Annotated in this window: 19 protein-coding genes; 6 read left to right on the forward strand and 13 right to left on the reverse strand. The window is 62.9% G+C overall.

Annotated elements, in window-relative coordinates; translation table 11 throughout:
- Positions 1-5 precede the first annotated feature (5 nt).
- Complete coding sequence (locus KZJ38_RS11285) at positions 6-605, reverse strand: hemerythrin domain-containing protein (RefSeq protein ID WP_219795993.1); 600 nt, start codon at positions 603-605, stop codon at positions 6-8.
- A 170-nt stretch (positions 606-775) separates the two neighbouring features.
- A complete protein-coding gene (locus tag KZJ38_RS11290; protein WP_219795994.1) occupies positions 776-1,657 on the reverse strand; it encodes a manganese catalase family protein in 882 nt (293 codons plus the stop codon).
- 936 nt (positions 1,658-2,593) lie between these two features.
- Here KZJ38_RS11290 and KZJ38_RS11295 point away from each other — a divergent pair.
- The 3 genes from KZJ38_RS11295 to KZJ38_RS11305 all read left to right on the forward strand — a co-directional run bounded on the left by KZJ38_RS11295 (position 2,594) and on the right by KZJ38_RS11305 (position 6,996).
- Positions 2,594-3,193, forward strand: coding sequence for a hypothetical protein (locus tag KZJ38_RS11295; protein WP_219795995.1), 600 nt, complete (start codon positions 2,594-2,596; stop codon positions 3,191-3,193).
- Between the two features lie 51 nt (positions 3,194-3,244).
- A complete protein-coding gene (locus KZJ38_RS11300) occupies positions 3,245-5,635 on the forward strand; it encodes a hybrid sensor histidine kinase/response regulator (protein WP_219795996.1) in 2,391 nt (796 codons plus the stop codon).
- Positions 5,636-5,859: 224 nt separating this feature from the next.
- Positions 5,860-6,996, forward strand: coding sequence for a glutathione-independent formaldehyde dehydrogenase (locus KZJ38_RS11305; RefSeq protein ID WP_219795997.1), 1,137 nt, complete (start codon positions 5,860-5,862; stop codon positions 6,994-6,996).
- Positions 6,997-7,127: 131 nt separating this feature from the next.
- On the opposite strand, the gene KZJ38_RS11310 is transcribed toward KZJ38_RS11305, so the two are convergent.
- Complete coding sequence (locus KZJ38_RS11310) at positions 7,128-8,423, reverse strand: NRAMP family divalent metal transporter (RefSeq protein WP_219795998.1); 1,296 nt, start codon at positions 8,421-8,423, stop codon at positions 7,128-7,130.
- Between the two features lie 198 nt (positions 8,424-8,621).
- Between KZJ38_RS11310 and KZJ38_RS11315 the strand changes: the two genes are divergently transcribed.
- A complete protein-coding gene (locus tag KZJ38_RS11315; protein ID WP_219800264.1) occupies positions 8,622-9,653 on the forward strand; it encodes a flavodoxin family protein in 1,032 nt (343 codons plus the stop codon).
- A 105-nt stretch (positions 9,654-9,758) separates the two neighbouring features.
- Here KZJ38_RS11315 and KZJ38_RS11320 read toward each other — a convergent pair whose 3' ends face one another.
- The 8 genes from KZJ38_RS11320 to KZJ38_RS11355 all read right to left on the reverse strand — a co-directional run bounded on the left by KZJ38_RS11320 (position 9,759) and on the right by KZJ38_RS11355 (position 19,035).
- Positions 9,759-10,745, reverse strand: a complete 987-nt coding sequence (locus KZJ38_RS11320; RefSeq protein ID WP_219795999.1) for a UDP-glucuronic acid decarboxylase family protein — start codon at positions 10,743-10,745, stop codon at positions 9,759-9,761.
- Between the two features lie 49 nt (positions 10,746-10,794).
- Positions 10,795-11,748 carry a glycosyltransferase family 4 protein gene (locus KZJ38_RS11325; RefSeq protein ID WP_219796000.1) on the reverse strand — a complete coding sequence of 318 codons (954 nt, stop codon included), beginning with the start codon at positions 11,746-11,748 and terminating at the stop codon, positions 10,795-10,797.
- The gene (locus tag KZJ38_RS11330; protein WP_219796001.1) at positions 11,738-12,886 is read right to left on the reverse strand and encodes a glycosyltransferase family 9 protein; all 1,149 of its coding nucleotides are present in this window, start codon (positions 12,884-12,886) and stop codon (positions 11,738-11,740) included. The genes KZJ38_RS11325 and KZJ38_RS11330 overlap by 11 nt, the downstream gene beginning before the upstream one ends.
- On the reverse strand, positions 12,883-13,908 hold the full coding sequence (locus tag KZJ38_RS11335; protein WP_219796002.1) for a glycosyltransferase family 2 protein: 1,026 nt from the start codon (positions 13,906-13,908) through the stop codon (positions 12,883-12,885). The genes KZJ38_RS11330 and KZJ38_RS11335 overlap by 4 nt, the downstream gene beginning before the upstream one ends.
- Positions 13,905-15,662 (reverse strand): carbamoyltransferase family protein, encoded by a 1,758-nt coding sequence (locus KZJ38_RS11340; RefSeq protein ID WP_219796003.1) that lies wholly within the window; start codon positions 15,660-15,662, stop codon positions 13,905-13,907. The genes KZJ38_RS11335 and KZJ38_RS11340 overlap by 4 nt, the downstream gene beginning before the upstream one ends.
- Positions 15,663-15,709: 47 nt before the next feature.
- Complete coding sequence (locus KZJ38_RS11345; protein ID WP_219796004.1) at positions 15,710-16,909, reverse strand: glycosyltransferase family 9 protein; 1,200 nt, start codon at positions 16,907-16,909, stop codon at positions 15,710-15,712.
- Positions 16,906-17,634: a D-glycero-alpha-D-manno-heptose-1,7-bisphosphate 7-phosphatase gene (locus tag KZJ38_RS11350; RefSeq protein WP_219796005.1), complete on the reverse strand. Its 729-nt coding sequence runs from the start codon at positions 17,632-17,634 to the stop codon at positions 16,906-16,908. The genes KZJ38_RS11345 and KZJ38_RS11350 overlap by 4 nt, the downstream gene beginning before the upstream one ends.
- Positions 17,635-17,733: 99 nt before the next feature.
- On the reverse strand, positions 17,734-19,035 hold the full coding sequence (locus tag KZJ38_RS11355; RefSeq protein WP_219796006.1) for a glycosyltransferase: 1,302 nt from the start codon (positions 19,033-19,035) through the stop codon (positions 17,734-17,736).
- A 378-nt stretch (positions 19,036-19,413) separates the two neighbouring features.
- On the opposite strand from KZJ38_RS11355, the gene KZJ38_RS11360 reads away from it, so the two are divergent.
- Entirely contained in the window at positions 19,414-22,227 is a 2,814-nt protein-coding gene (locus tag KZJ38_RS11360; protein WP_219796007.1) for an ATP-binding cassette domain-containing protein, read from the forward strand.
- Here the strand turns inward: KZJ38_RS11360 and KZJ38_RS11365 are convergent.
- Positions 22,160-23,074 (reverse strand): glycosyltransferase family 2 protein, encoded by a 915-nt coding sequence (locus KZJ38_RS11365; RefSeq protein WP_219796008.1) that lies wholly within the window; start codon positions 23,072-23,074, stop codon positions 22,160-22,162. The genes KZJ38_RS11360 and KZJ38_RS11365 overlap by 68 nt on opposite strands.
- A gap of 195 nt (positions 23,075-23,269) precedes the next feature.
- On the opposite strand from KZJ38_RS11365, the gene KZJ38_RS11370 reads away from it, so the two are divergent.
- The gene (locus tag KZJ38_RS11370) at positions 23,270-24,478 is read left to right on the forward strand and encodes a zinc-dependent alcohol dehydrogenase (RefSeq protein ID WP_219796009.1); all 1,209 of its coding nucleotides are present in this window, start codon (positions 23,270-23,272) and stop codon (positions 24,476-24,478) included.
- A gap of 147 nt (positions 24,479-24,625) precedes the next feature.
- On the opposite strand, the gene KZJ38_RS11375 is transcribed toward KZJ38_RS11370, so the two are convergent.
- Positions 24,626-24,931 carry a hypothetical protein gene (locus tag KZJ38_RS11375; RefSeq protein ID WP_219796010.1) on the reverse strand — a complete coding sequence of 102 codons (306 nt, stop codon included), beginning with the start codon at positions 24,929-24,931 and terminating at the stop codon, positions 24,626-24,628.
- Between the last annotated feature and the right edge of the window lie 435 nt (positions 24,932-25,366).

The raw sequence follows: 25,366 nt of genomic DNA on the forward strand, positions 1-25,366 counted from the left end.
GGCAGTTACGCGTATTCGCGGCTTCGCCCTCGCCGGCGCGCCGACGATCGGCCGAAAATCCCGCTCACTGCAAAAACGGCAAGGCCTGTGAGCACGGCTGCTGCAATTGGAAAAGTGCCTGCCGTGTGCACCGCGACGTCGATCGGACGCTCGCCGAGCAATTGCATTCGCCGTCGCGTCATTGCCGCGCCCAGCGACGACAGTTCGTTCTTCAGCGACCGCTCGGCCATCGGAAGCAGAACGGTTTCTTCGTCGGCGACGTGATGAATTGTGATGCGCATCAGTTGCATGAAAAGCCCGTCGTAGGCGGCGTTTTCTGGCCCCATCGAGCGCAGCTTCTCGATCATCTCGCGCATTTCATTATGCTCAGGCTTACTCTTTTTCACCGCGTCATTGTCGGGCGCGACGCGCGCGACCGCTGGATAAAAGATCTCTTCTTCCAGTTGCGCGTGAATTTCGAGTGCTGTGCATACCGAGCCCACGATTGCGCGTTTGCGCCACCACGGGCTCGACAGGCGATAGCGGTGAAAAGCGCACAGCACGTGCGTATGGTCCATCCGGATCATCGATGTGATCGTCGGGGAGGCTGAACTGAGATCGGTCATGGCTTTCTCTTGCGGTCTTGTGGGCGGCCTGCGTGGCATTTCAGATGCGACGGCCTCCTAACGCCCGAGCATTTCGCGTTCCCACTTCAGCTCGAACCGTACCCGTACGTATCGCGTTCACGGCTTCAATACAACCTTGATGCAACCGTCTTCCGATGCGTGCGCCGCTGTCACGACTTCGCGCTCGGCTCCGACATGCCGAGTTCCGCACCGGTTTGCGGGTCGGACGATGGATCTGACGCGAGGCGCTGCTGCATCGCCTTGAGTGCGGCCTGCTGTTTCTTCTCGAGCTTGACGGCAGCGAGGCCGTCGCCGCCGTCGACCGCGGGCTCCGGCTCACCGATGAACTCGAGGCCGCTGCCTTCGTTCCACGGACCCATTTGCGGTGGCTCACCCTGCGACATCTTCAGATACGCGTTGGCAAATTGCGGCACCGGCGGCATCTTGCCCGGCGGGAAGTTGCCGACGATCGAATACAGCGCCTTTTCGAACGACTTCTGATGCGAGACCTCGCGTGTCATCAGGAAGCCGAGCGCTTCGCGAATGCCCGCATCGTCGGTCACGTTGATGAGGCGCTCATAGATGATCTTCGCGCGCGCTTCCGCAGCGATATTCGAGCGCAAGTCGGCCGTGGGCTCGCCGATCGTATCGATATACGCGGCAGTCCAGGGCACACCTGCCGAGTTGGTCAGCGGTGTACCGGCGCCGTACAGCACCTGCGTGACGTGGCTATCGTTGCCGGCGCCATTGAGCTTGCGATACATCTCGGCCTGCGCGTCGACGGCTTCCGCGAGTTCGCCCTTCGCGCCGCGATTGAGCATCGCGACAATCGATCCGATGATTTCGAGGTGGCTCAGTTCTTCGGTCGCGATGTCGTACAGCATATCCTTGCGACCCGGATCTTCCTCGGTGACGGCCTGCGTGAAATAGCGCATGGCGGCGGCGAGCTCGCCTTGCGGACCGCCGAACTGTTCGAGCAGAAGATTTGCGAGTCCGGGATCGGCCTGGGCGACGCGAACCGTGTATTGCAGACGTTTGTTGTGCATGAACATGGAGACGCTCCTTGACGAATGATCCAAGAATGATTGCCGGGAGGTGGCGCGTTGGCTGCCGCATCACACGTTCCTGACGCAGGGCGGGGCAAGCTATATTTCCGGAGCGACGATCGCGGTCACGGGTGGGGCGCCGATGCTCTGAGCTGGCGCGCATCGCACCAATGGCGGATAAGCGTTCGTATCCAGTGGACTCTGCGCTCGCGGCAACAGGGCGGCGGACAACGTTTGTTTATCGGCGCTGCTGCCTGGTTATCTTGAGCGTTTCCTCAGGCCGATAGCTGCTTACAGCGAGCGCACCCTCCGCGCATCCCCGCTTCGTGAGGTCTTGAATCAGAAAAGCGCGGAATTGATCCAACGCGTCCGACCCGCGATTTTCGATAAACCCATCCAGTACTTCAGCGACGGCCGCATCAGTGCTTTTTGATGATGTTGTACTGGAGATGTGCGACGCGCCTCGCGCAAGTTCAACCTTGAATGCAAGCCTCAACAGTATTTCCGGACAGGTCCGGGCTGACTTAGGCATTTCGACCTCGCAATCTTTAACGGCATCGGTTGTATTAGCGCAACACTGCGTTCGGCAATTTACCCGACGGTCGCGACGGTGCTTATCGTATTCCGCAGCGAGACCGATTTGGGCTGCACCGGGCGTCCGGAAGTCATGGTTTATGCGCGGCCCCGGAGCAAGCGGCGATTGAGCATCTGACACACCCAAATCGGGTCACGAGTCTATCGGCGTGGAGAACCGTGAAAGCTGTAATTCAAAGGTTTGAGAATTGCGTGCATGACCGTTGCCGGGAGTAACCGGAGGCAACGAAAGTCCTGCGCAGAGCCGGTGCAACGAGAAAATGACTTACTCGTGGCGAGTTATAGTTTCATACGTGTCGTAAAGGCCAATGCTCACTTTATCGGGCTATTCCAGCGAGGCATTTTTCCATGGACAGGCGTGATGCATTCGACGTGTCGCTGCGCGAACTCAACCGCGCCTTCGACGCGGTAAGTGTCGCCCATTCGAGATGCGGGGAAGATTCGCTCGCCTTCGCGCGCGCACACGAGCGCTACCGCATTGCAGTCCTCAAATGGAAGTCTGACCATACAGCGCTCGCTGCCGACGGCGCTCGCGTTGTGCTGGAGGATATTGGTCGCGGACGGCGCGTGCTGGTGCTTTCCCGGCAGCATGAGCCAGTCGCCGAATCCATCTTCAGTTTTTCGCTGATACGCGGATTTGATGCGACGCTTGAGGACTGCGCCAACCTTGCCCGCTGCCCGGTTTCGAGCCGCGTACAGCTCGCATTCCTCGATGGGGATTGCCATATTGCATCCAAGGTAAAAGCGATCGAGCTGATCAGGATAAACAGCCCGCAATGCCGCATCGCCGTTCTGTCGAGGACGCCTTCCCCATTCACTACCTGGCCTGGTGTCGATGCGGTCATTGACCGTCCCACATCGCTGAAGCACATCGTCGAGGTTTTTTGCCAACTGGTTGCGACGGTCGAGCATGTATCTCCGGTTCAGGAATCCATGAAGGCGTGCTAGGGTGCGGACGCATCGCAAACTTGCGGGCTTCAACATCAAATGGGAAATCCGATGAACGGCGACCAGAGAGACGATAGCGATTCGTCATGGATGCAGTCCCTGATCACGCGGGTCTCCGAATACGCGATCTTCCGTCTCACAAAGGAAGGGGAAATTGCCAGCTGGAACCCCGGTGCGAGACGTATTAAGGGCTACGAGGCAGACGAGGTCATTGGCCGACACTTCTCCTTGTTTTACACGGAGGACGATCGGCGCAACGGCGTACCGGAGGCCGCGCTGCACGCCGCGCGGGAGCACGGTCAATACGAAACAGAGGGATGGCGCCTACGTAAGGACGGAACGCGTTTCTGGGCGAGCGTGCTCATCACGGCACTCTATGCTGCCGACGACACATGGGTCGGCTTTGGAAAGATCGTCCGCGACACGACTGACAAACGTCTCGCCCATGAGGCTGTGATCGAAAGCGAGCGGCGTTTCAGGCTGCTGGTCCAGGGTGTGACCGATTACTCGATCTTCATGCTGTCGCCCGAGGGGCACGTGACAAACTGGAACCTCGGGGCGGCGCGTATCAAGGGCTATGAAGCAACCGAAATTATTGGAACGCATTTCCGGCAGTTCTACACGCCTGAGGATGTGGCTCAAGGGCTACCGGAGCGCAGTCTGGGCACGGCCGCTACGGAAGGGCGCTTCGAAACCGAGGGGTGGCGGGTCAGGAAAGACGGCAGCCGGTTCTGGGCCAATGTTGTTATTGATGCAATCCGCGATGAAGGAGGGCAACTGGTCGGCTTTGCCAAAATTACACGCGATGTGACGGAGCGCAAGACCGCCCATGAAGAGCTCGAAAAGGCGCGCGCTGCCCTGCTTCAGTCGCAGAAAATGGAGGCGCTTGGCAAACTGACTGGCGGCGTCGCCCATGATTTCAACAATGTGCTGCAGGTCTTGCGCGGAAATCTTGAACTGCTCGAAGGACGCCACGGCCGCGATGCCTGGACAAGGGAGCGTCTTAACAAGGCGATCGAAGCGCTTGAGCATGGGGCAAACCTCGCGTCCCAACTGCTCGCGTTCGGGCGGCGCCAGGCGTTGGATCCGATCGTTGTCAACCTGGCAGTCATGCTGCGTAGCATGGATGACCTGCTCAGGCGGGCGTTGGGTGAAGTCGTCAACGTGGAAACGGTTATTGCCGGAGGGCTGTGGAACACGCTGGTCGACCCGAATCATCTTGAGAATGTAGTCCTGAATCTTGCCATCAACGCTCGCGACGCCATGCCGGAAGGCGGCAAGCTGACACTCGAGCTGTCGAACGCGATGCTCGACGATCACTACAGCGCACTCGCCGCGGACGTTCTCGAGGGGCAATACGTGTTGCTGGCGATCACCGACACCGGGATGGGTATGCCCCCGGACGTACTCGAGCGCGCTTTCGAGCCGTTCTTTACGACCAAGCCGGAAGGACAAGGTACAGGCCTGGGGCTGAGCATGGCGTATGGTTTCGTCAAGCAGAGTGGAGGCCATATCAGGATATATAGCGAGCCTGGACTCGGAACAACCGTGAAAATCTATCTGCCTCGCTCAACGGAGAGCGTCGCGGATCTCGAACCGGCACAACCGGTTACGCTCACCGGTGGGTCGGAAACCATTCTTGTCGTCGAAGACGACCGGCGTGTGCAGGCAACCGTGGTTGAAACGCTCAGGCAGCTAGGCTATACGGTGCTTAAAGCACACGATGCACAAAGCGCACTCGCGATCGTGCAGAGCGGCGCACATATTGACCTGATATTCACGGATGTCGTGATGCCCGGTACGATACGCAGCACCGAACTTGCGAAGATGGCGACCCGCGTGCTGCCACATGTCAAGGTTCTTTTTACGTCGGGCTATACGCAGAACGCGATTGTGCATGGTGGTCGGCTTGACCCGGGTGTTCACCTGCTTAGCAAGCCTTATAGCCGGGAGCAGCTCGCATCGAAAATCCACCGGCTCCTTGGTCCGGCGCGCTCGAAGAAAAATGCTCTGACGGCGGAGCCGGCTGGAGCCGCGCCGTCAGCCGCTTCTCAAGCGCCAGCAGGACTGTCAATTCTCATTGTTGATGATGATGCTACTTCGCGAGAGGCTGTCAGCGAATTGTTGGGCGCCATGGGCTATGACGTTAGACAGGCGGCTCATGCAGAAGAGGCGACACATATGCTGGCGACGGAAGAACCGGATGTGCTTCTTACAGATATCGTGCTTCCTGGCCGGTCGGGCATTGAGCTCGCCAGGATGGCGCTTGAGCGTTATCCGGACATCAGGATAGTGTTTGCGTCGGGCGGTGAAGCTCCCTCTCCCGAAGAGGTGGGGTTCGCATGTGCATCACTTCGCAAGCCATTCGGCGCAGAACAGTTGCATGCGCTTATCGCAAGGATGCGCGAACAGACGGTGGATGAAAAGACAGGAGGGTCGTAGGCTCATCCCCTGCTGAAGGCGCGGCGCTTGCTCTTGCTGCGCGTGTTGTCGTGCAGAAGCGTGAATGTCCACGAATCGGGCACGCGTTAAAGCGCCGGCGGCGAGATGCTTGCCCGTCGGCCCCTAACGGCCCGCTATGCGAAAGGCAGTGGAACACCAGATGCTCGATGTGATGGCCGCGCGAGCGGCCGCCACCGATCGCAGCACCCATCTGGAGAATCCGAATGAAAGCGCTAGTCTATGAAGGACCGCGAAACGTCGTCATCAAGGAGATGCCCGACGCAAAGATCGAAAAGCCAACCGACGTGCTCGTCAAGATCACCACGACGAACATCTGCGGCTCCGATCTGCATATGTACGAAGGCCACACGAATATGGAGAGCGGGCGCATTCTCGGTCACGAGAACCTGGGCGTGGTCGTCGAGACGGGCAGTGCCGTCGAACGCGTGAAGGTCGGCGACCGCGTCTGCGTGCCGTTCAATATCGGCTGTGGCTTCTGCAAGAACTGCGAGCGCGGCCTCACGGGTTTTTGCCTGACGGCCAATCCGGGCATGGCCGGCGCTGCATACGGGTTCGCGGGCATGGGGCCTTATAGCGGCGGGCAGGCCGAATATTTGCGCGTGCCGTTTGGCGACTATAACTGCCTGCTGCTGCCGCCCGATGCCGAAGAAAAGGAAAACGACTACGTGATGCTGACCGACATCTTTCCAACCGGCTATCACGCGACCGTGCTTGCCGGCGTCGAGGCTGGCGACAGCGTCGTGATCTACGGCGCGGGACCGGTCGGCCTGATGGCGACGATCTCTTCTGCACTCAAAGGCGCGAGCAAGATCATGGTGGTCGACACGCATCCGGACCGGCTCAAGCTTGCCGAGAAGCTCGGTGCGATTCCAATCGACGACAGCGACGGCAGTTCTGCCGACCAGGTGCTCGAGCTGACGGGCGGCGAAGGCGCTGACCGCGGCTGCGAGTGCGTCGGCTATCAGTGCAGCTGCAAGGGACACGAAGTGCCGCATCTGACGATGAACAATCTCGTGAAGGCCGTGCGGCCAACGGGTGGCATTGGTGTGGTCGGCGTGTTCGTCGCGGAAGATCCAGGCTCTCCGGACAAGCTGATGAAGGAAGGCAAACTGGCGTTCGACTTTGGCCAATTCTGGATGAAAGGCCAGCATATGGCGACGGGGCAGGCGAACGTCAAAGCCTATAACCGCAAGCTGCGCGATCTGATCGCGGCCGGCAAGGTGAAACCGTCGACGATCATTTCGCACGAGCTGCCGTTGGAGAAGGCGCCCGAGGGATACGAAAATTTCGACGAGCGCAAGGACGGGTGGACAAAGGTTGTGCTGAAGGCCGCGGCTTGATGCGGGATGTCTCGGGTTCGAGTTGACACCCGTCCGAGGTTGCGGCGATCTCGTTTCGCACCTCGATGCACGTGCCCGGTTCGCGCCGAATCGGGCATGACCGCGGGATTCCCATATCACCGCGATCGAACCTATACCCATTCGACGATGAAATGCGCAACCAGCGCAGCGCCCGTGACGATCGTCGCCAGCCAGCAAAGCATGCGCAGCGACCAGTGCGCGACGAGATCGCCCACAGCCGCGCGTTTGGAACTTAGCAGCACTAGCAACACGAGCACAGGTGTCATCGTCATGCCGTTGACGACCGCGCTCCAGTAAAGCGCGATGACGGGATCGATGCTGAACATTGTCATCGCGACGGCCAGCGCGATACCGATCGCGGTGATGACGACGAGCAAAAAGGCAATGCGAGTGTTGCGTCTTTCGCCACGCTGCCAGTCGAAAGCGCTGGCGGCGGCCTGTGCGGCGGAGCCCGCGAGCGGGGGCAGCGCGAGCAGCGCCGAACCGATCACGGCCAGAGCGAGAACCTGTGGCGCGAACCCATGCGCAAAAGGCTCGAGCACGTGTTCAAGCCGCACGCGTTCGCCGGGCGACGGATGCGAAAATTCGAACACGGCGGCAGAAGCGATCATGATCGCCAGTGCAACGGCATTCGATAGCGCAGTTCTTAGCGCCGTGTCCTTGCGCAGTTTGCGTAACTCCTGATCCGAGCGGGCCGAAGACGCCGACGGTGCACCTTCCTTGCGCTCTTCCACCTCCTGCTCGGCCTGCGAGAACAGCAGGTATGGGCTGATCGTCGTGCCGAGCAGCGCAAGCAGCATCGTCGTATAGTCCTTCGTCCAGACAAGCCGCGGAACGAACGCGCGAATCGCGACGGTGTGCCACGGCACCTGAAGCCACAGAACAACGCCGACATAACCAAACATGCCCAGCACCAGCCATTGAACCGCCCGCGCATAACGCGCGTAGGGAACGCACCATTGCAATACCAGCGACGCGGCGCCGCACAACAACGACAGCAATGCGGCGGAGCCGCCCACTACGGCATGCAGGGCCGTACCCATCGCCAGTACGTCGACGGCGATGTTGAAAGTATTGGCGATCAGGAATCGCGCGACGCCGAAATAGAAAAAGACGGGAGCATAGTGCTCCCGCATGTTGTCCGTCAGTCCCTTGCCGGTGATCGATGCGACGCGTGCGGAAATCAACTGAAGCGCGATCATCGATGGATAGGACAGTATGCACACCCATAGCAGGTCATAGCGAAACCACGCGCCGGCAAGCGTGTAAGTGGCGATGCCGCTCGGGTCGTTGTCGGTGCCGAGCGTCGTTAGGCCTGGCCCGACGTCGGCAGCCCACGAACGTGCTGGCCGCTCGGTGCGCTTGTCGTTTGCGCGCAGAGCCTGCTTGTCCGGATGACGATTCATGCAACAGGCCTGCGTGAGAACGGTGATTATTACCTGCACAAACTGTTCCCATCCCGCTTAGCCAATCCCCACATGGAAAAAGGCATGTCGATTGCTCGACCGCTACGAAGCCAGCAATGAGAGAGCGCCATGAGTTCAAAGCCGCAGTCGCCAGCTGCCCGCACAATCGAGGTACGCAAGGGACAGGTCACGGAAAAAATGTCGCGCGACGCCTTCCGCGAACGCTTCATGGCGCGCTTCTACGATCCCGCCTTTCGTGCCGAAGACGAATCGCTGGCCCGGCTCGAAGCGATAGCGTGGGATGCCTATTCGAATGCGCGAAAGTCGCCCGTGACTGAAAAAGCCGGTGCCGGATTTGTCGATCCTGACTACGATCTCTCGGTCGAGTGGCGCGCGACGAGCGACCGGATCAAGGCGGCCCAGATAAAACAGCGAGACGCAGCGACGCGATCTCGCGTGCTGGTCGTCAACGCGTCGGCGAGAAACGACTACACATGCCCCGGAGAGATGTCCAAAAGCTTCCGGCTTGCAGGACTCGCTCATGATGCACTCGAGCGTAAGTCCTGTGATGTCGACCTGCTTGACCTGTCGCGTCTCGCATCCGACAGGGATCTGCATATTCACCCTTGCAAAGGGTGCGTCTCGACGGCCATGCCCCTGTGCCATTGGCCTTGCAGTTGCTACCCCAATCACTCGCTGGGACTCGTCAACGACTGGATGGGCGAGATATATGAGCGATTCGCGGCCTGTCACGGTGTGTTCTTCGTGACACCCGTGTACTGGTATCAGGTGAGCAGTCCACTGAAACTGTTGATGGACCGGCTGGTGTGCGCGGACGGTGGAAATCCGGATCCGACATCCACACACGGAAAGACACCCGACGAAGCCAAGCGCCTGGAACTGGAAGGATGGGACTATCCAAAGCACCTCGCTGGCAGGGCGTATGGAATGGTCGTGCATGGCGACGTGGCGGGTATAGAAGGGTCGCGGCGTGCGCTGACAGACTGGCTTGACTGGATGGGCTTCATCGAATCGGGCGCCAAATCCAGGCTGGACCGCTTCATTGGCTACTACGAACCGTACGCAACCAGCCACGCAACGCTCGATCACGACGACGCCTTGCAAAAAGAAGTCGTCAACGCAGCCGAAGCTGTAGCCGCGTGCGTCGAACAGATCCGCCACGGGCGCAAGGAGCCCGACAGCTTTATTGAGCCGCCGCGCGCGAAATGAGCGAACAGACTTCTGCCAACACGAGCTGCTTAGCGCGTAGCCCGGCAGGCGCGAGGTTACCGCCTGCTAGCGTGTCAACTCAGTGCGCCACCGCGGGAAGCGCATCTATGCATGAGTCGCGACAGCCGCAGCCGTGCGCGCGGCGCCGATCACGGACGTGAAATAGCGCGCCGTTTCGCGCAAGCCGTGTTCAAGCGACGTATGCGGCGTCCAGCCGATCAGGCGCGTCGCGAGCGAGATATCGGGTTGCCGGCGGCACGGGTCGTCCACGGGCAGCGGCCGGAATTCGATCGGAGACGATGAACCGGTGATCGCTTTGGTACGCTGCGCGATTTCAAGCATGGATACTTCGCACGGATTGCCGAGATTGACCGGACAGCCGGGATCTGACGGCAGATTCATCAGACGCACAAACGCATCGATGATGTCGTCGACATAGCAGAACGAGCGTGTTTGCGAGCCGTCGCCATAAACCGTCAATGGCCTGTTTTCCAGCGCCTGCATCATGAAGTTCGACACGACGCGGCCGTCGGCCGGATGCATGCGCGGCCCATATGTATTGAAGATTCGCGCGATGCGGATGTCGAGCCCGTGCTGCCGCCGGTAGTCCATAAAGAGTGTTTCCGCGCAGCGTTTGCCTTCGTCGTAGCACGAGCGCGGGCCGATCGGGTTAACGTTGCCCCAATAGTTTTCCGTTTGCGGATGCACGCGCGCATCGCCATAGACTTCGCTCGTCGACGCCTGGAAGATTTTCGCCTTTACGCGTTTGGCGAGCCCGAGCATATTGATCGCGCCGTGTACGCTCGTTTTGGTCGTCTGCACGGGGTCTTGCTGATAGTGGACCGGCGACGCGGGGCATGCGAGGTTGTAGATTTCATCCACTTCCACATATAGCGGAAACGTCACGTCGTGGCGCATCAGCTCGAAGTTCGCGCAGTCGAGCAGGTGTGCAATGTTGTCCTTGGTTCCCGTGTAAAAGTTATCTACGCATAGCACGTCGTGGCCTTGCGTCACGAGGCGCTCGCATAGATGCGAGCCGAGAAAGCCGGCGCCCCCTGTGACGAGAATCCGTTTGCGTGTCAGTTCTTTCATGTGCTGCTCCCTGTCTCCACGATTTTCCGTTGTGCCGCGCATCGCTTTGCTAGCTGCTGACCCGCGATAGCGCTTCGAGCCAGTCGCGCACGAAGCGGTCGATATGAAACCGTTCGCGCGCGGTGCGGCGCGCCGCATAGCCGAGCGAACGCGCGTGCGCCGGATCGCGCAGCAGGCTTTGCATCGCCTTGACGAGCACCTCGCGGTCGGTATGCACGTAGCCGTTTTCGCCGTTGCGTACGACAGTGGAGAGTTCAGTCGTCGCAAAGCCGACGACCGGCATGCCGATCGTCATCGCTTCGACGATCGCGAGGCCGAGGCTCGTCCAGCGGATCGGATTGAAAAAGAAGCGGTAGCGCGCGCTAAAGGCGGCGAGTTCGAGATTCGGTATTTCGCCGATGCCGCCGCTTTGCGCCGCATCCATGCCGACGAGGTCGAGCGGTACGCGCTCGCGCATCGCCTCGAACAGGTCCGCGCCGAGCCGGCGGCCGCGCCGCGCCAGATGGTTGACGACGACGATGCCGCGCTCCAGTTCGCCGCTGTACTGCACGTCTTTCGGCACGAGCACGCCATGTTCGATCACGCACGTCGGCGTCGCGCCGCAGTCCCAGACCAGTTCGTTGAAATGCGTGACGTGCACGAGCAGCGTGTGCCGATCGTCGACCCAGTGCTTCTGTTCGTACGGGTTGTCGAGCGGCGGGTCGTGCTCCAGATAGATGCGCGGCAAGCGCTGCTGCGCTGCCGACAGCGCATGCTGGCGGTCGTGGTCCCAATGCACGCGATGCTGATACAGCACGACGTCGAATTCCTGCGACGCGACAGCGTCGACCGGCACTTCATGCACGTTGTCGCCCCACGGCAGCGTGCCGTTGCGGCCCGCGTAGCCGGGCGGGTGACCGGGCTTCGTGACGAGATAGAAGTCGTGCGGGACTTGAGTGAGGTAGTACAGGTAGTTGCCGTGTACATGCCAGGTGAGGATGCGCAGGCGTCGGTTAGCGGGCATGGGGCGCCTCCCTGCGTACGCTTGATGACGCGGGCACGTCAGGAATGTATGCGGCCGCAGCATGTTCGCCCGTCGCGTGCATCGTGGCGGCATGGTTCCCAAGCTGCTCGCGCGCGGCCTCGACCACGCGCTCGACACCGACGTTCAACGCGCATTCGTGCCCATATGGGCAGTCGCGGAACGCGCACGGCCGGCACGGCGGATAGTCGGCGAGCACGCGATGCAACTGATGGTCGAGCGGCGCCCAGCGGCGCGTGTCGCTGCCCGACGCGACCACCACGCTCGCGGTTCGCATCGCCGCCGCAATATGCGAAATGCCGGTGTCGTTGCAGACGACGAGCCGCGCATCGCGCACGAGCGCAGCGAGCGCGCCGAGCGAAGTGGCGCCCACGAGATGCAGCGCCGGCCCCGCCATCGTGCCGAGCAGGCGGCCCGAGATTTCGATTTCCGACGCGGTGCCCGTGATTGCGATGCGCCAGCCGTCCGCAGCGAGCGCGTCGGCCACTTTGGCAAAGCGCTCGGCGGGCCAGCGCCGCGACGGCAATTGCGCGCCGGGATGTACGACCACGAGCCGCTCGACCACGATGCGGTGCATCGCAACGAGGGCCACGTGCTCGGAGAGATCCTGCGGCGTCAATTCGAACGCGAGCGCGTCGCTGTCGGCCGGCGCGCCGAGTGCGCCAGTCAGCGCGAGATAGCGGCGCGGTTCGGGCAACGTATCGGGCCATGCGATAAAGCAGCCGTCGCGCGTTTCGCCGGGCTGCACGAAGCCTGCATACGCGCGTGCGCCGAACTGGCCGACGATGTCGTTCGCGACGCCGCCGCTGCCGTGCAACTGGATGGCGAGATCGAAGCAGCGTTCGCGCATGGCGGCGGTGAAGCCGGGCAGGGCGGATTCGTCTTCGCGCTGTTCGGGAAAGCCTCGCGCGCCAGGGAACACGATCAGTTCGTCGAGCAGATCGCTAAAGCGTTCGACGAAGCTCTTTGCCCACGGCAAGCCGATCAGCGCGATATGCGCGTGTGGTGCCGCGCGGCGCAGTGCGCGCAAGGCGGGCACGCTACAAAGCATGTCGCCTAGCTGAAGCGCTCTGAAAATGACGATGCGCTTCGTTTCCGACAATTCGGTCATCGCGCTCATAGAAAGACCACCTTGAAGCGAAGTGCGCCATACAGACGCCAATACACCGACAGAAACGGAATCAGCAGCGACGTCCATGCCATTTCCGCGAGATGACGCCCGTCGCGCCGCGTGTGGCGCAGGCGTTGCACGCAGAATCCGGCGGTCAGCGACGCCCACACGAAAGCCGCGCATGCAGCGAGCGCGCCGACGCCCGCGAGACCCGCGATCATCGCGCAAGCGGCGCTCGCGACGATCGCGTAGTAGCGCAGCGGCGGGTGCGCGTCGATGCGTTGCCGGTACATCCTGGGATGCTTGCTGAACAGCAGCGCTTCAAAAGCGCTCTTTTTCTGCTGATGCAGACTTACGCCCCAGCGCGCGGGGCGGACCGGATGGACGACGATGGCGTCGTCGGCGCGCACGATGCGGTAACCGGTGTTCAACAGCGTGAAGTGCAGGTCGGAGTCTTCGCGCCAGGCCGCCGTGAAGCGCTCGTCGAAGCCGCCCGTCGCTTCAAGCGCCGCGCGGCGCACGAACACGTTCGCCGTCGCGAATTCGGCGCGCGCGAGGCCGCTGGCGTCAAGTTCGTAGTCGGTCGGGTGCTCGGGTAACGGCATGACGATGCGGCCGGATACGGCGTCGGCGTTTGCATGGCTCGCTGCCGCGAGGCCCGATGCGAGCCACAGCGGGTCGGGGATCGTGTCGTCGTCGGTGAACGCGATGAGCGGCGCGCGGGCGATGCGCCAGCCGGCATTGCGCGCGCCGGCCGGGCCTTGCGTCGCGGTGACCGGCACGTAGCGGACGGCGAGGCCGCGTGGTGCGTGCTCCGCTGCGACGCGGTCGACATACGCGCGCGTGGCAAGATCGCCGGGGCCATCGTCGCAGATCACGATTTCGTAGCGTGTGCAATCGAATTGCTGTGCGGCTAGTGCGTTCAGGCAACTCGCGAGCATGGCGGGACGACGGTAAGTCGGCACCACGATTGAAATGTCGGGCTGAGCGAACGCCGGCGCGTCGGCTGACTCCTCGCGCATCGCATTCATCGCGTGGCCCCCGCACTGCCGGCAGCCGACCCTGCCTTCTCGACGATAAACGACCCAATGACCAGCGCATCGAGCGGCGACGTCCAGAACGACTCCACCGCATCGCGCGGCGAATTGACCATCGGCTCGCCGCGCGTATTGAACGACGTGTTGACGAGCACCGGCACACCGGTCCGCCGGTAAAACGCGTCGAGCAGACTGTAGTAAAGCGCATGCTGCTCGCGATTGATGGTCTGCACGCGCGCCGTGCCGTCGACGTGGCGCACCGCGGGAATCCGGTCCGCTTTTTCTTCGCGCACGTCGAAGATAAACAGCATGAACGGCGCGCGTTGACCGCCGACGAACCAGTCCGCCGCATGCTCTTCCATTACGACGGGCGCGACGGGCCGGAAATCCTCGCGATCCTTGATTTCGTTCAGACGCGCCTGCATGCCGGGGTCGATCGGCGACGCGAGAATCGACCGCGCGCCGAGCGCGCGCGGACCGAACTCGGTACGCCCCTGGTACCAGCCGAGCACCTTGCCGGCGGCCAACATATCGGCGGCTTCGCCGGCAATATCGGCAGCACGGCGATATGGAATTTTCGACCACTTCAGAAACCGCTCGACTTCGTCGTCCGCATACTGAGGGCCGAGATAGGCGTGATCCATTGTCCAGTGCCGCGCGCGCTCGCCGCGCTGACGGTAGTCGGTCCACAAGGCCGCGCCTAGCGCGGTGCCCGCGTCGCCGGCGGCCGGCTGCACCCATACGTGTTCGAACGGCCCTTTGTCGCGCACCTTCGAGTTCATCACGCAGTTCAGCGCCACGCCGCCCGCCATGCAGAGCCGCGACAGGCCCGTTTGCTGGTGCAGCCAATGCGCGAGCTGAAGCACGGTTTCTTCGAGCACGCACTGCAGCGAGCTCGCGATATCGTAGTGACGCTGCTCGAGCGGGCCGCCGCGTTCGCGTGCAGGACCGAAACGTTCGACGAGCCGCGGTGCATCGACCGTATAACTACCGTCCTGATTTACCTTGACGATTTCGCGGAACGCGTCCGCATAAAGTGGCTTGCCGAACGACGCGAGCGCCATCACCTTGTACTCATCCGACGAGTGCAGAAAGCCGAGCCAGCCCGTCACCGCTTCGTAAAGCAGTCCAAGCGAATGCGGCAGTTCGACCTGGCGCAGCCGCTCGTACTTGCCGTCGATGAAACGTCCCATGCTCGTCGTCACGCCTTCGCCGCGGCCGTCCATCGTCAGGACCGCGCAATCGTCGAATGGGCTCGCGAGAAACGCGCTCGCTTCATGCGAAAGATGGTGATCGACGAAATGCCATTCGAAGCCGTTATTGCGGTCGACCCCGCGAAAGCGTTTCGCGAGGTGATGCGGCGCGCCGTCGAGCAGTTGCGCCTTGGCGTTCGCGATATAGCTGAGAAAAAGCGGGTCCCACGGCGATTCGGATGGATTCGTCGCCCGCTGCCGCGTGGGGTCGAACGGTAACGCAATCGTTGCGCCCGGCGCCTTCGGCATGCCGGAAAAGAGCGCAGGGTCATACGAATAGGCGACGTGATCGACATCCTTGAGCGTGATACCCGCCTCGGACAGGCAGTAGTCGATCGCATCGAACGGCAATTGCCATGTCGAAAACGGCACGGGCCGTTTCGCGTGCTTCACGTGCGTAAAGCGTTCGTCTTCGGCGGCCGCCAACACGACACCGTCTTGCAGCAGCGCGGCGGCGCTGTCGTGATAAACCGCATTGATTCCGAGTGTGTACATATCCGTCGTTCCGTATCAAGGATGTCGTGTAAGAGGGCCGGCGGCGTTTATTGCGCGAGCCGCTGCGGTTCGTCGTCCTCGGGCTGTGGCACCGCGCGCGAACGGATTTCGTCGAGCAGGTCGAGCGTCGCGTCGACGACGTCCCGCGTTTCGACGCCGAGCAGGCAAGCGTGATGCCCGTAAGGGCAGACGCTGCGATAGCACCAGCGGCACTCGACGTCGTGAAACAGCACACGATGCGGCGTTTGCCATGGGGCGTGCTGCGGGTTCGTCAGCGCGTAAAGGTCAACCACCGGCGTGCCCAACGCGGACGCAATATGCACGGGGCCGCTGTTGTTCGAAATCAGCACGCGCGTGCGTTCGATCAGCGCCGCGAATGCGCCCAGATCGAGTGCGCCGGTCAGGTCGTGAATCCACGGGCGACAAGCGGGCGGCGCCGATGCGCGCAAAGTGTGCGCAAGCGCGGCTTCGCCGGCGCTGCCTGTGACGAGCACGTTCATACCGGTTTCGCCGATCAACCGCGCCGCTGCGCCGCCGAAGCGTTCGGCCGGATAGCGGCGCGATTCGGCCGTGGCGCCCGGATGCATGACGATAAATGGCTGCGTAGCGTCGATGCCGCATGTGCCGAGGGCGGTATCGAGGGCGATCCGCGCGGCGTCCGTGACGATCATGCGCATCCGTGTGTCGTCGGTGTGGGCGCCGATTGCGTTGACGAGCGATAGCTGGCGCAGCACTTCGTGTTGCGTGCCTTGCTCGGGCTCGTGTTCGGGCACCCAGTCGCTGATCAGCGCATAGGGGTTTTCGCGGCATCGTGCGAGCCGGCGTTCGATGCCTGACAGGTAGCAAAGCGTCGCTGCGCCGAGCGGGTTCTGGCTGTAGACGGTGAAGATGGCCGCTGCGTCGAAGCCGCGCATTTTTAGCTGTGCGTGCATCGCGAGGTCGGAGGCGATGCTGGTCGATGAGCGGTGGCCGGCCCACGGGGCGTCGTAGCGGATCACGTCGTCGACGTCGGGTAGAAACGGTGCGAGCGCGCAGCCGGCCGACGAGGTCAGCAAGGTCAGACGCCGGCCCGGCGCGGCGCTGCGCAAGGCGTGAAGCGCGGGCGTGGTCATTAGCACGTCGCCGAGGTTGTCGGTGCGGACGCACAAGATGCGCTTCACGTCGGCGCCCCAAGCGTCGAGCGGTTTCGCGGCGGTGAGACGCGCGTGAGCGGTGATGGGCTTCGCGAGGGCGGAGAGGCTTTTCATGGCTTGGCCTCGCGCGTCGGGTGGCATGTGGTCGCGGTGGCATCGACGGCATTGCCCACATCGATGGCATCGCCGGTATCGCCCGCAGCCGCCCGCTCGTGGTCGCAGGCAATGAGCCGCGCCGCCACGTGCAGGTCGCCCACATGCGCAAACGGCGCGCGCCGCGGCCCGTTGCGCCATTCCGTCTCGTTGCCGTTATCGAGCAGAATCGTGCGGCAGCCCGCGCGATTACCGGCTTCGACATCGTCAAGAATGTCGCCGACGAGCCACGACGCGCGCAGATCGATCTGGTGGTCGTTTGCGGCTTGCACCAGCATCCCGGCCGCCGGCTTGCGGCACTCGCATGCGCATGCATACGGGCCGACATGCCCGCGCGGATCGTGCGGACACCAGTAAAAGCCATCGAGCGCCGCTCCGCATGACGCGAACATCGCGCGCAACTGGTGCTCGACCGCATCGAGCGCCTCGACCGCGAAACGGCCGTGCGCCACGCCGCCCTGATTGCTGACGACGATCAACCGGTACGGATACAGCGCGAGCAATTCGAGCGCCGCACGCGCGCCCGGCGCAAAGCGCATCTTGCGAGGGTCGACGTTGTACGGCACGTCGTTGAGCACCGTACCGTCCTTGTCGAGAAAGACGGCGCGCTCAGAAGGGCCGCCCGGCAAGCGCCCATGCGCGCGATCCGACGCTGGCCTGAAGACCGGATTTTCAGCGTGGGCCATATCGATGAATGCTCGAACAAGGAAGAGTGGATCGGAAGCCGCCGCAGCACGACTGTGCGTGTGCGCGGCTTGCCGCCTGAAACGATCGTTTTCGAAGGTCTAGCCGTAAGCGCCTCCGACGGCCGAACGGGCGCCTTGCGCACTCGCCGTTGCGTCGTCGCGCTCGCGCGGCTGCGGCAGCCTCGCGACGCGCCGGTACACGTTTTCAAGCGATTGCGCGACGCCTTGCCATGTGAACTGCGCCCGGGCGCGCGCCAGACCGGCCTCGCCCATCTGCCGCGCGCGCGCCGGGTTCGCATGCAGTTGCGCGAGCCGTGCGGCAAGCGCCGCCGGATCGCGCGGCGGCACGAGCCAGCCTGTCTCGCCGTCGCGGACCGAATAGCGGATGCCGCCGACGTCGGCGCCGATCACCGGCGTGCCGCAGGCCATCGCTTCGACGGGCGTGATGCCGAACGGCTCGTACCACGGTGTCGTCACGAACACGTCGGCGGCACTGTAGAAGAGGCCCAGATGCGAGCGGCCGCGCCGGCCGACGAAGGTTGTCTGTGCAGCAACCTGCTCATGCGCGGCGATGCCGCGCAGGCGCGCGATTTCAGGCGTCGCGATCTCGTTCGGCGATTCGGAATTGCCGCCCACGATATAGAGGCGTGCGCTCACGCCGTGATCGCGCTGCAACGCGCCGACGCCGCGAATCACGTTATCGATGCCCTTGCGCTGCACGATCCGGCCTAGCTGCAGCACGATGAACTCGTCCTGCGACCAGCCGAGGGCCGCCCGCGCTTCGCGCTTCGAGACACGCGTCAATTCGTCGACGTCGAAGCCGCACGGTACGATCTCGATTCGTTCGGGATCCGCATCGTACAGTTTGATCAGATCGATTTCATCCTGCGGGCATTCGGCAATGACCGCATCCGAATCGCGGACGAGCTCGTCTTCGATCGCGAAGCGTTCGTCGGGGAAGCCGTCGTCATCGCCTTGATGGATGCGCCGCACGCGGCCGAGCGCATGGAATGTCGTGACTACGGGGATCTTCAACGCGCGCTTCACTTTTAGCGCGACCATGCCCGACATGAAGAAATTCGCGTGCATCAGGTGGTACGGGCGGCGTTCCTGCGCGAAGAACGGCACAAGAAAATCAGCGAACTCGTTCATGTACGGCAGCAGGCGCTCCTTCGCGAGTTGCCGCGGCGGGCCTGCCGGAACGTTGATTACCCGAATACCATCCATTTCGGACACTAGCGGTAACAGCGACCGGTCGCGTCGCGTGAACACGTCGACCTCGTGACCCGCTCGATGCAACTGCCGCGCAACGTTCGCGACATAAATATTCTGTCCGCCACTGTCGACGCTGCCGGCAAGCGCCAGCGGCGACGCGTGTTCGCTGATCATGGCGATCTTCATTGGGGTTCCTCTTCGTTCATGGTCGGGCGGTGTCTGGAGATGGCCGCGTTGATTGACTTTCAGCGCCGCGGCGCATGCAGCAGTTTCAGCATCCGTTGTGCCCAACGATGAGTACAGGCGTTTCCAACGAACGCCACCGCACGCATTGTTTTTTCGCCGCGCGCGTTTTTTCGAAGTGCTGTGGCGATCCCCGATTTACACACTGCATGTAAGAAGGTGGGCGATGTATACGCGATGAACACACGCTATAGCGCCGCTTCAGGCCGCGTCGCGGGTGAATCGAACGAAGCGCGAACGAAGCGTGAACAGACCGCGAGCCGGGACCGAATCTCGCTCGCCTGCCAAAACGTCTTGTGATCACGCAACCGGAAAGTGAAGATGGCGCCAACCGATTTTCGGCAGAACGAGCGGGAAAACAGCGGGGAAAATCGCAGGCAATTGCGCAAGCGCATCACAGCCGACCTCTGGCATGCGCTCCTGACGTACCGCGGCATCACGCTTGCGTCGTTCGCGTTGATGATCGTCGGCAAACTCGCCGCGGTCGGCATGCCGCTCGTGCTCCGCGAGATCGTCGACGAGCTCGGGCATCCGGTGTCGCTCGCGCTGCTGCCGGTATTTCTGGTGCTCGCGTATGCGCTGATGCGCTTTCTTGCCGATGCGCTCAACGAAGCGCGCGATGTGGTGTTCAGCGTCGTCACCCAGCGAACTGTTGCATCGTTCACGGAACGGACCTTCGCGCATCTGCATCGGCTCGGCGCGCGCTTTCATGCGCAGCGCGAGACGGGCTCGGTCGTGCGCGACGTGCAGAAGGGCGCCGACGGCATCGGCTTTCTGCTCGGCACGGCAATCTTCGCGATCGTGCCGACCTTCGTCGAGATCGCCACGATCGTCGTCATCATCGCGCGCGGCTATTCGTGGGGCTTTACCGCGGTAATCGCGTTGACCTTCGTTTGCTATGCGATCTATACCTATGTGTTCACGCAGCGGCGCCTCGCCGTGCAGCGGCGCGTCAATGCGCTCGAGGCGCAGTCCGACGCGCGGCTCGTCGACAGCATGCTCAACTACGACACGGTTAAATTCTTCGCGACCGAACACGTCGAAACGCGGCGCCTGACGGAAGTGCTCGAACAGTGGATCGACGCGCGCATCGCGAACCAGCGCGCACTCACCACCTTGCACATCGGCCAAAGCGCGGTGGTCGCTGCCGGAATCGCCGCGATGCTATTGATCGCGGTGCAGGACGTGCTGCTCGGGCGCATGACGGTAGGCGACCTCGTGCTCGTGAACGCGTACATCGTTCAAGTCTGCATGCCGCTCAATACACTTGGCTTCGTGTTCCGCGAGACCAACGACGCGAAGGTCAACGTCGAGCGGATGTTCGGGATTCTCGCGGCGCGAGGCGTGCAAGGAGAAGATGTCGATTTGCCTCAAGCGCGGCCACTCGTCGTGACCGACGGCGCGATCGAGTTCGCGCATGTCGACTTCGCCTACGATGCGTCGCGACCTGTGCTGCATCACGTGCATTTCCGTGTGCATCCGGGGCACCGGCTCGCGGTGGTCGGCGGCAGCGGGTCGGGCAAATCGACGCTCGTGCGGCTGCTGTTCCGCCTCTATCAGCCCGGCGCGGGCCGCGTGAGCATCGACGGCCAGGACTTGCGCGAGGTCACGCAAAAGAGCGTGCGCGAAGCGGTCGGCATCGTGCCGCAGGACACCGTGCTGTTCAACGATACGATTGCGTACAACATCGCGTACGGCCGGCCCGGCGCGACGCGCGCCGATATCGTGCGGGCCGCGCGCGCCGCGCAGCTCGATGAATTTATCGAGCGCCTGCCCGATCACTATGACACGCGCGTCGGCGAACGCGGCCTGCGGCTATCGGGTGGCGAGCGTCAGCGCATCGCGATCGCGCGCGCGATTCTGAAAAACCCGCGCATCATCGTCTTCGACGAAGCGACATCGGCGCTCGATACGCGCTCGGAACGCGCGATCCAGGCCGAACTGAACCGGCTCGCGCACGGCCGCACCTCGGTGGCGATCGCGCACCGGCTGTCGACGGTCGTCGACGCCGACTGGATTCTCGTGATGGAGCACGGGCGCATCGTCGAGCAGGGCGCGCACGACGATCTGCTCGCGCGCGACGGCGTCTACGCGAAAATGTGGGCGCTGCAATGGCAGCAGGGCGAACTCGAGCATATGCAGCGCAAGGTGTCGGCGCAGGCGGTCGAACTCGGTCCGCTCGTCGCCGCGGTGGGCGACGATCTGCGCAATGAGATGGCGCGTCGCCGGGTGCGCTGGCACGTATCGATGCCCGACGGTGCGTTGTGCGCGACGGGCGACCGGTTCGATCTCAAGCAGATTGTGGCGAGCTTGTGCCGCAACGAGATCGAGCACGCGGGTGCGGGCGAGACGGTCGACGTGCGCGTCGAGCGGCGCGCGAATCATGCGTGGCTGAGCGTGTCCGGTGCGCGCGAGCGGCCCGGCGAGATGCCTGAAGAAGCGGCGCGGCGCATCGAGGCGAAGCTGTCGGCATTGGGCGGCGGCTTCACGGCGACGCAGGTCGGCAAGCGCGTCGCGTATGCGGCGGTGATTCCGCTCAGGCCGGTGGTCGAAGCGTCGGCGCTGGAAAAATACGTCACCGGAGTCGAGGCTGAATCTGACGCCGACGCCGCGGCGAATACGGCGAACGCGAACACCGCGCAGGTGCAGCCAGCCGATGCCGAGGCTTCGCAAGCTGTGCATCCGGCTCTGCTGGAGGAACCGCTTGCCGGCATAACCGTACTTGCGCTCGACGACCAGGAGGAAGCGCGCGACGCGCTAGAAGCGGTGCTGAGCGCGAGCGGCGCACACGTATTGCTGGCCGAATCGGGCGACGATGTGCTGCAGCTTCTTGCCGACACCCCCAAGCGGACATGGCCGCAGGTGTTTCTCTGCGACATCGTGCTCGGCCACGAAGATGGCTATGAAGTGCTCAAGCGCTTACGCGACCTCGAAGCCGCGCAGGATGCCGCGCTCGATGCCGATCGCGCGGCCCAGCATCTGCCGGCAATCGCGCTGACCGGCTATACGGAACCGTCGGCAGGCGCCGCTGCCCGCGCGCTGCAAGAGGGCTTTGCCGCGCATCTGACTAAACCTGTCGCTGCGGCAGTTCTGATCGGGACGATTCGCGACGTGGCGCACGCGCGTCGAGTCTGACCGCGTCCAGCATTGCCACGACGCGATCGGGTACGCACCGGCGTTCGCGCAGCGTCCACTTAAGGCCGCGGAGCAACGCGAATCCGTCCAGCCACAACGTCCCTTCGTTGCGAAAGCAGCCGAATGCGCGTGCCGTCGCGCGCAACGCGTCCATGACGGGCAACCGTTGCCACGCAGTCCATGCCGCATTGCGCGCAAGCATCCGCCGACGCAGCGCGCTGTCGCGCAACGGCGAAGGATGATGCGAGATCGTGCATGCCGGGCAGTAAACAATCGCGTGTCCGGCGGCAAGCACATCGAGCGCCATGCGCTCCTCCTCTCCGCCAATGAAATAGCGCGCGTCGTAGCCGCCCATCTGCCGGAACACGGACGTGCGCATGACCGACGCGCCCGCCATATAACCGACCAGCGACGGCCCCGGCAAACCGGTCGCATCGAGCGGACTCATCCGCATGACGGTCGAGACCGGATCGGTAGCGCCGTCGACGCCGACCTCGATGCGTGCGTTCAGAATCCCTACCCGTGGATACGCGTCGAGCAGCCGTACAGCCCGAGCGAGCGATCCGGGCTGCCACCACGTGTCGTCGTCGCAGAACGCGACGTAATCGGTGCGCGCACGATTGACCGCAAGGTTGCGGCCGGCCGCGCCGAGATTGGCGCCGCATTGCACGATAGTGACGTCGGGGAACAGCAGGGCGGCCATGCGCACGGTGTCGTCGGCGGAGCCGTTGTCGGCAACGATAATCGGCGGGCGTTCGGGCAGGGCACGAAGCCGCGTTAAGGTATCGACGAGTTGCGCCATGCGGTTATGGGTCAGGACGACCACGGAAATTCTCGATTCGGGCATCTTTCCTCATAGGTTCGCAAGTGCGCGATTCGTCGATCAACAGGCCGCGCTGTGACACGGCTTTTGCAAACGCAATGCCTGACGTTGCACCGGTATTCGAGCCAGCATTTCGCGAGACCTTAAGCAGGACTTCCGCTTGCTCGTCGACAGTGTCCGGCCACCGCGCCGCCCTGAACCTGTCTATGGAGAGCATCGATGAAAGCTGTCGTATTCCACGGTATCGGCGATATCCGCCTCGATACGGTTCCCGACCCGACGATCGAACAACCGACCGACGCGATCGTGCGCATCACGTCGAGCGCGATCTGCGGCACTGATCTACATATGATCCGCGGCACGATGCCCGGCATGGCGCCCGGTACGATACTGGGCCACGAGGCGGTCGGCATCGTTGAAGAGGTGGGGCGCAACGCGCGCAATCTCGCGCGGGGTGACCGCGTGCTCGTGCCGTCGACGATTTCATGCGGCTTCTGTTCGTATTGCCGCGCGGGCTACACCGCGCAATGCGATACGGCGAACCCGAACGGGCCACTGGCCGGCACCGCGTTCTACGGCGGCCCGAAAACGACGGGCCCGTTCAACGGTCTGCAGGCGCAATATGCGCGCACGCCGCTCGCGCACGCGAGCCTGATCCGCTTGCCCGACAGCGTCGACGACGACCGGGCGATCCTGCTGTCGGATATTTTCCCGACCGGATATTTCGGCGCGCAGCTCGCAGAAGTGCAGCTTGGCGATACGGTCGCCGTGTTCGGCGCGGGCCCGGTCGGTCAGTTCGCGATCGCGAGCGCGAAGCTGATGGGGGCGGGCCGCGTGATTGCCGTGGACCGCATTGCGTCGCGTCTCGAGATGGCACGCCAGCAGGGCGCGGAAGTGATCAACTTCGATGAAGACGACCCGGTGCAGGCGATTCTTGAACTGACGGGTGGCATCGGCGTGGATCGCGTAATCGATGCGGTCGGCGTCGATGCGGTGCGCGCCGAAAAGGGCGCGGCCGCGCAAAGCCAGAAAGACGCGCAGGGCCAGTTCGATGAGGAGCGCAAGGAGATCGTGCCGCAGCAGAATCCGCATGATGGCAACTGGCAGCCCGGCAGCGGTCCGTCGCAAGTGTTGCGCTGGGCCGTCAAGGCAGTCGCGAAGGCCGGCACCGTGTCGATCATCGGCGTCTATCCGGAAGGCGATCGCTTTTTTCCGATCGGCGAAGCGATGAACCGCAACCTGTCCATCAAGATGGGTAATTGCAACCACCGGTCGATCACGCCGAAGCTCGTCGAGCTCGTGCGCAATGATTCGTTCGATCCTATCGGCGTGCTCACGCAGCGTGAGCCGATCATGAACGCGATCGACGCTTATAAGGCATTTGATGCCCGTGAATCAGGGTGGGTGAAGGTCAAGCTTGAGCCCTGAGCTCTGGGCACGGAAGCGTACGCATTGAGGCCGACGCCAGCTATTGGCGCTCGGTCTGGGCGGAGCCGCATCAGTCGCAGCAGAATGGCGTGCCATTTGCAGGCAGTCAGGCTAAGGTGATAACGCGGCACGTGCCGCGATATTGCCTCAAGTGCGGCGTGTGGCGCCCGGTGGCGGCTGCGGCACCGCCGGTGCTTGTGGATCTGGTTGCAAAGCAGGGTCGAGCTGATCGTGCTCCGGCTCATACGGGCCTTGCTCGGGATGGTCCTTGCTGCTGGGGATCAACGTCTCGTCCATGTTTCCGTGTGGCTTCTGCACCACCTTACCGTCGCGCTCAATCGTGACGTCGTGATCCGTCTGTGACTCACGGCGGCGATCCGCGCGTTCGACAGGATCGGCGGAGCCTTCATGACTTTCGCGCGCGAGGGTGCCGTGCTTTTTAGGGGTGTTCATCGCAAACTCCTTCTCAGATTATCGAGTGCAAGTGTGCATCGCGCGTGCCCGGTTATCCGGCGACGGCGCGGAGAGACATTGACAGCCCTACGCCCGCACTAAACTTTGTGCGCCTTTGTGAATTGCGCCGCCGGCGAGCGGTCGCTTCCCGGCCATGAAGACCTGTTCACCACTTTTGCAGAAACGTCCGCTTCTACGCGTACAACGGCCGTCGCAAGCCTGTCATCGATCATAGCGACGGCTTGAACACCATGAGCCAGTACACGATCAGCATTGCCGCGAAGGCCGGATAGCCTGAACCCGTGTCGCTATGCGACCGATATACCTGGACTCACCATCATCTCGAACATCCGGTTGCCTACGGGGACGCACTATCCGCCGCACTTAACGATCTCCCGTTTGTGGGGTGTAAAGCGGCCCGCGGTCTCCCCGGGA

The sequence above is a fragment of the Paraburkholderia edwinii genome, assembly GCF_019428685.1.
GTDB classification, from domain to species: domain Bacteria; phylum Pseudomonadota; class Gammaproteobacteria; order Burkholderiales; family Burkholderiaceae; genus Paraburkholderia; species Paraburkholderia edwinii.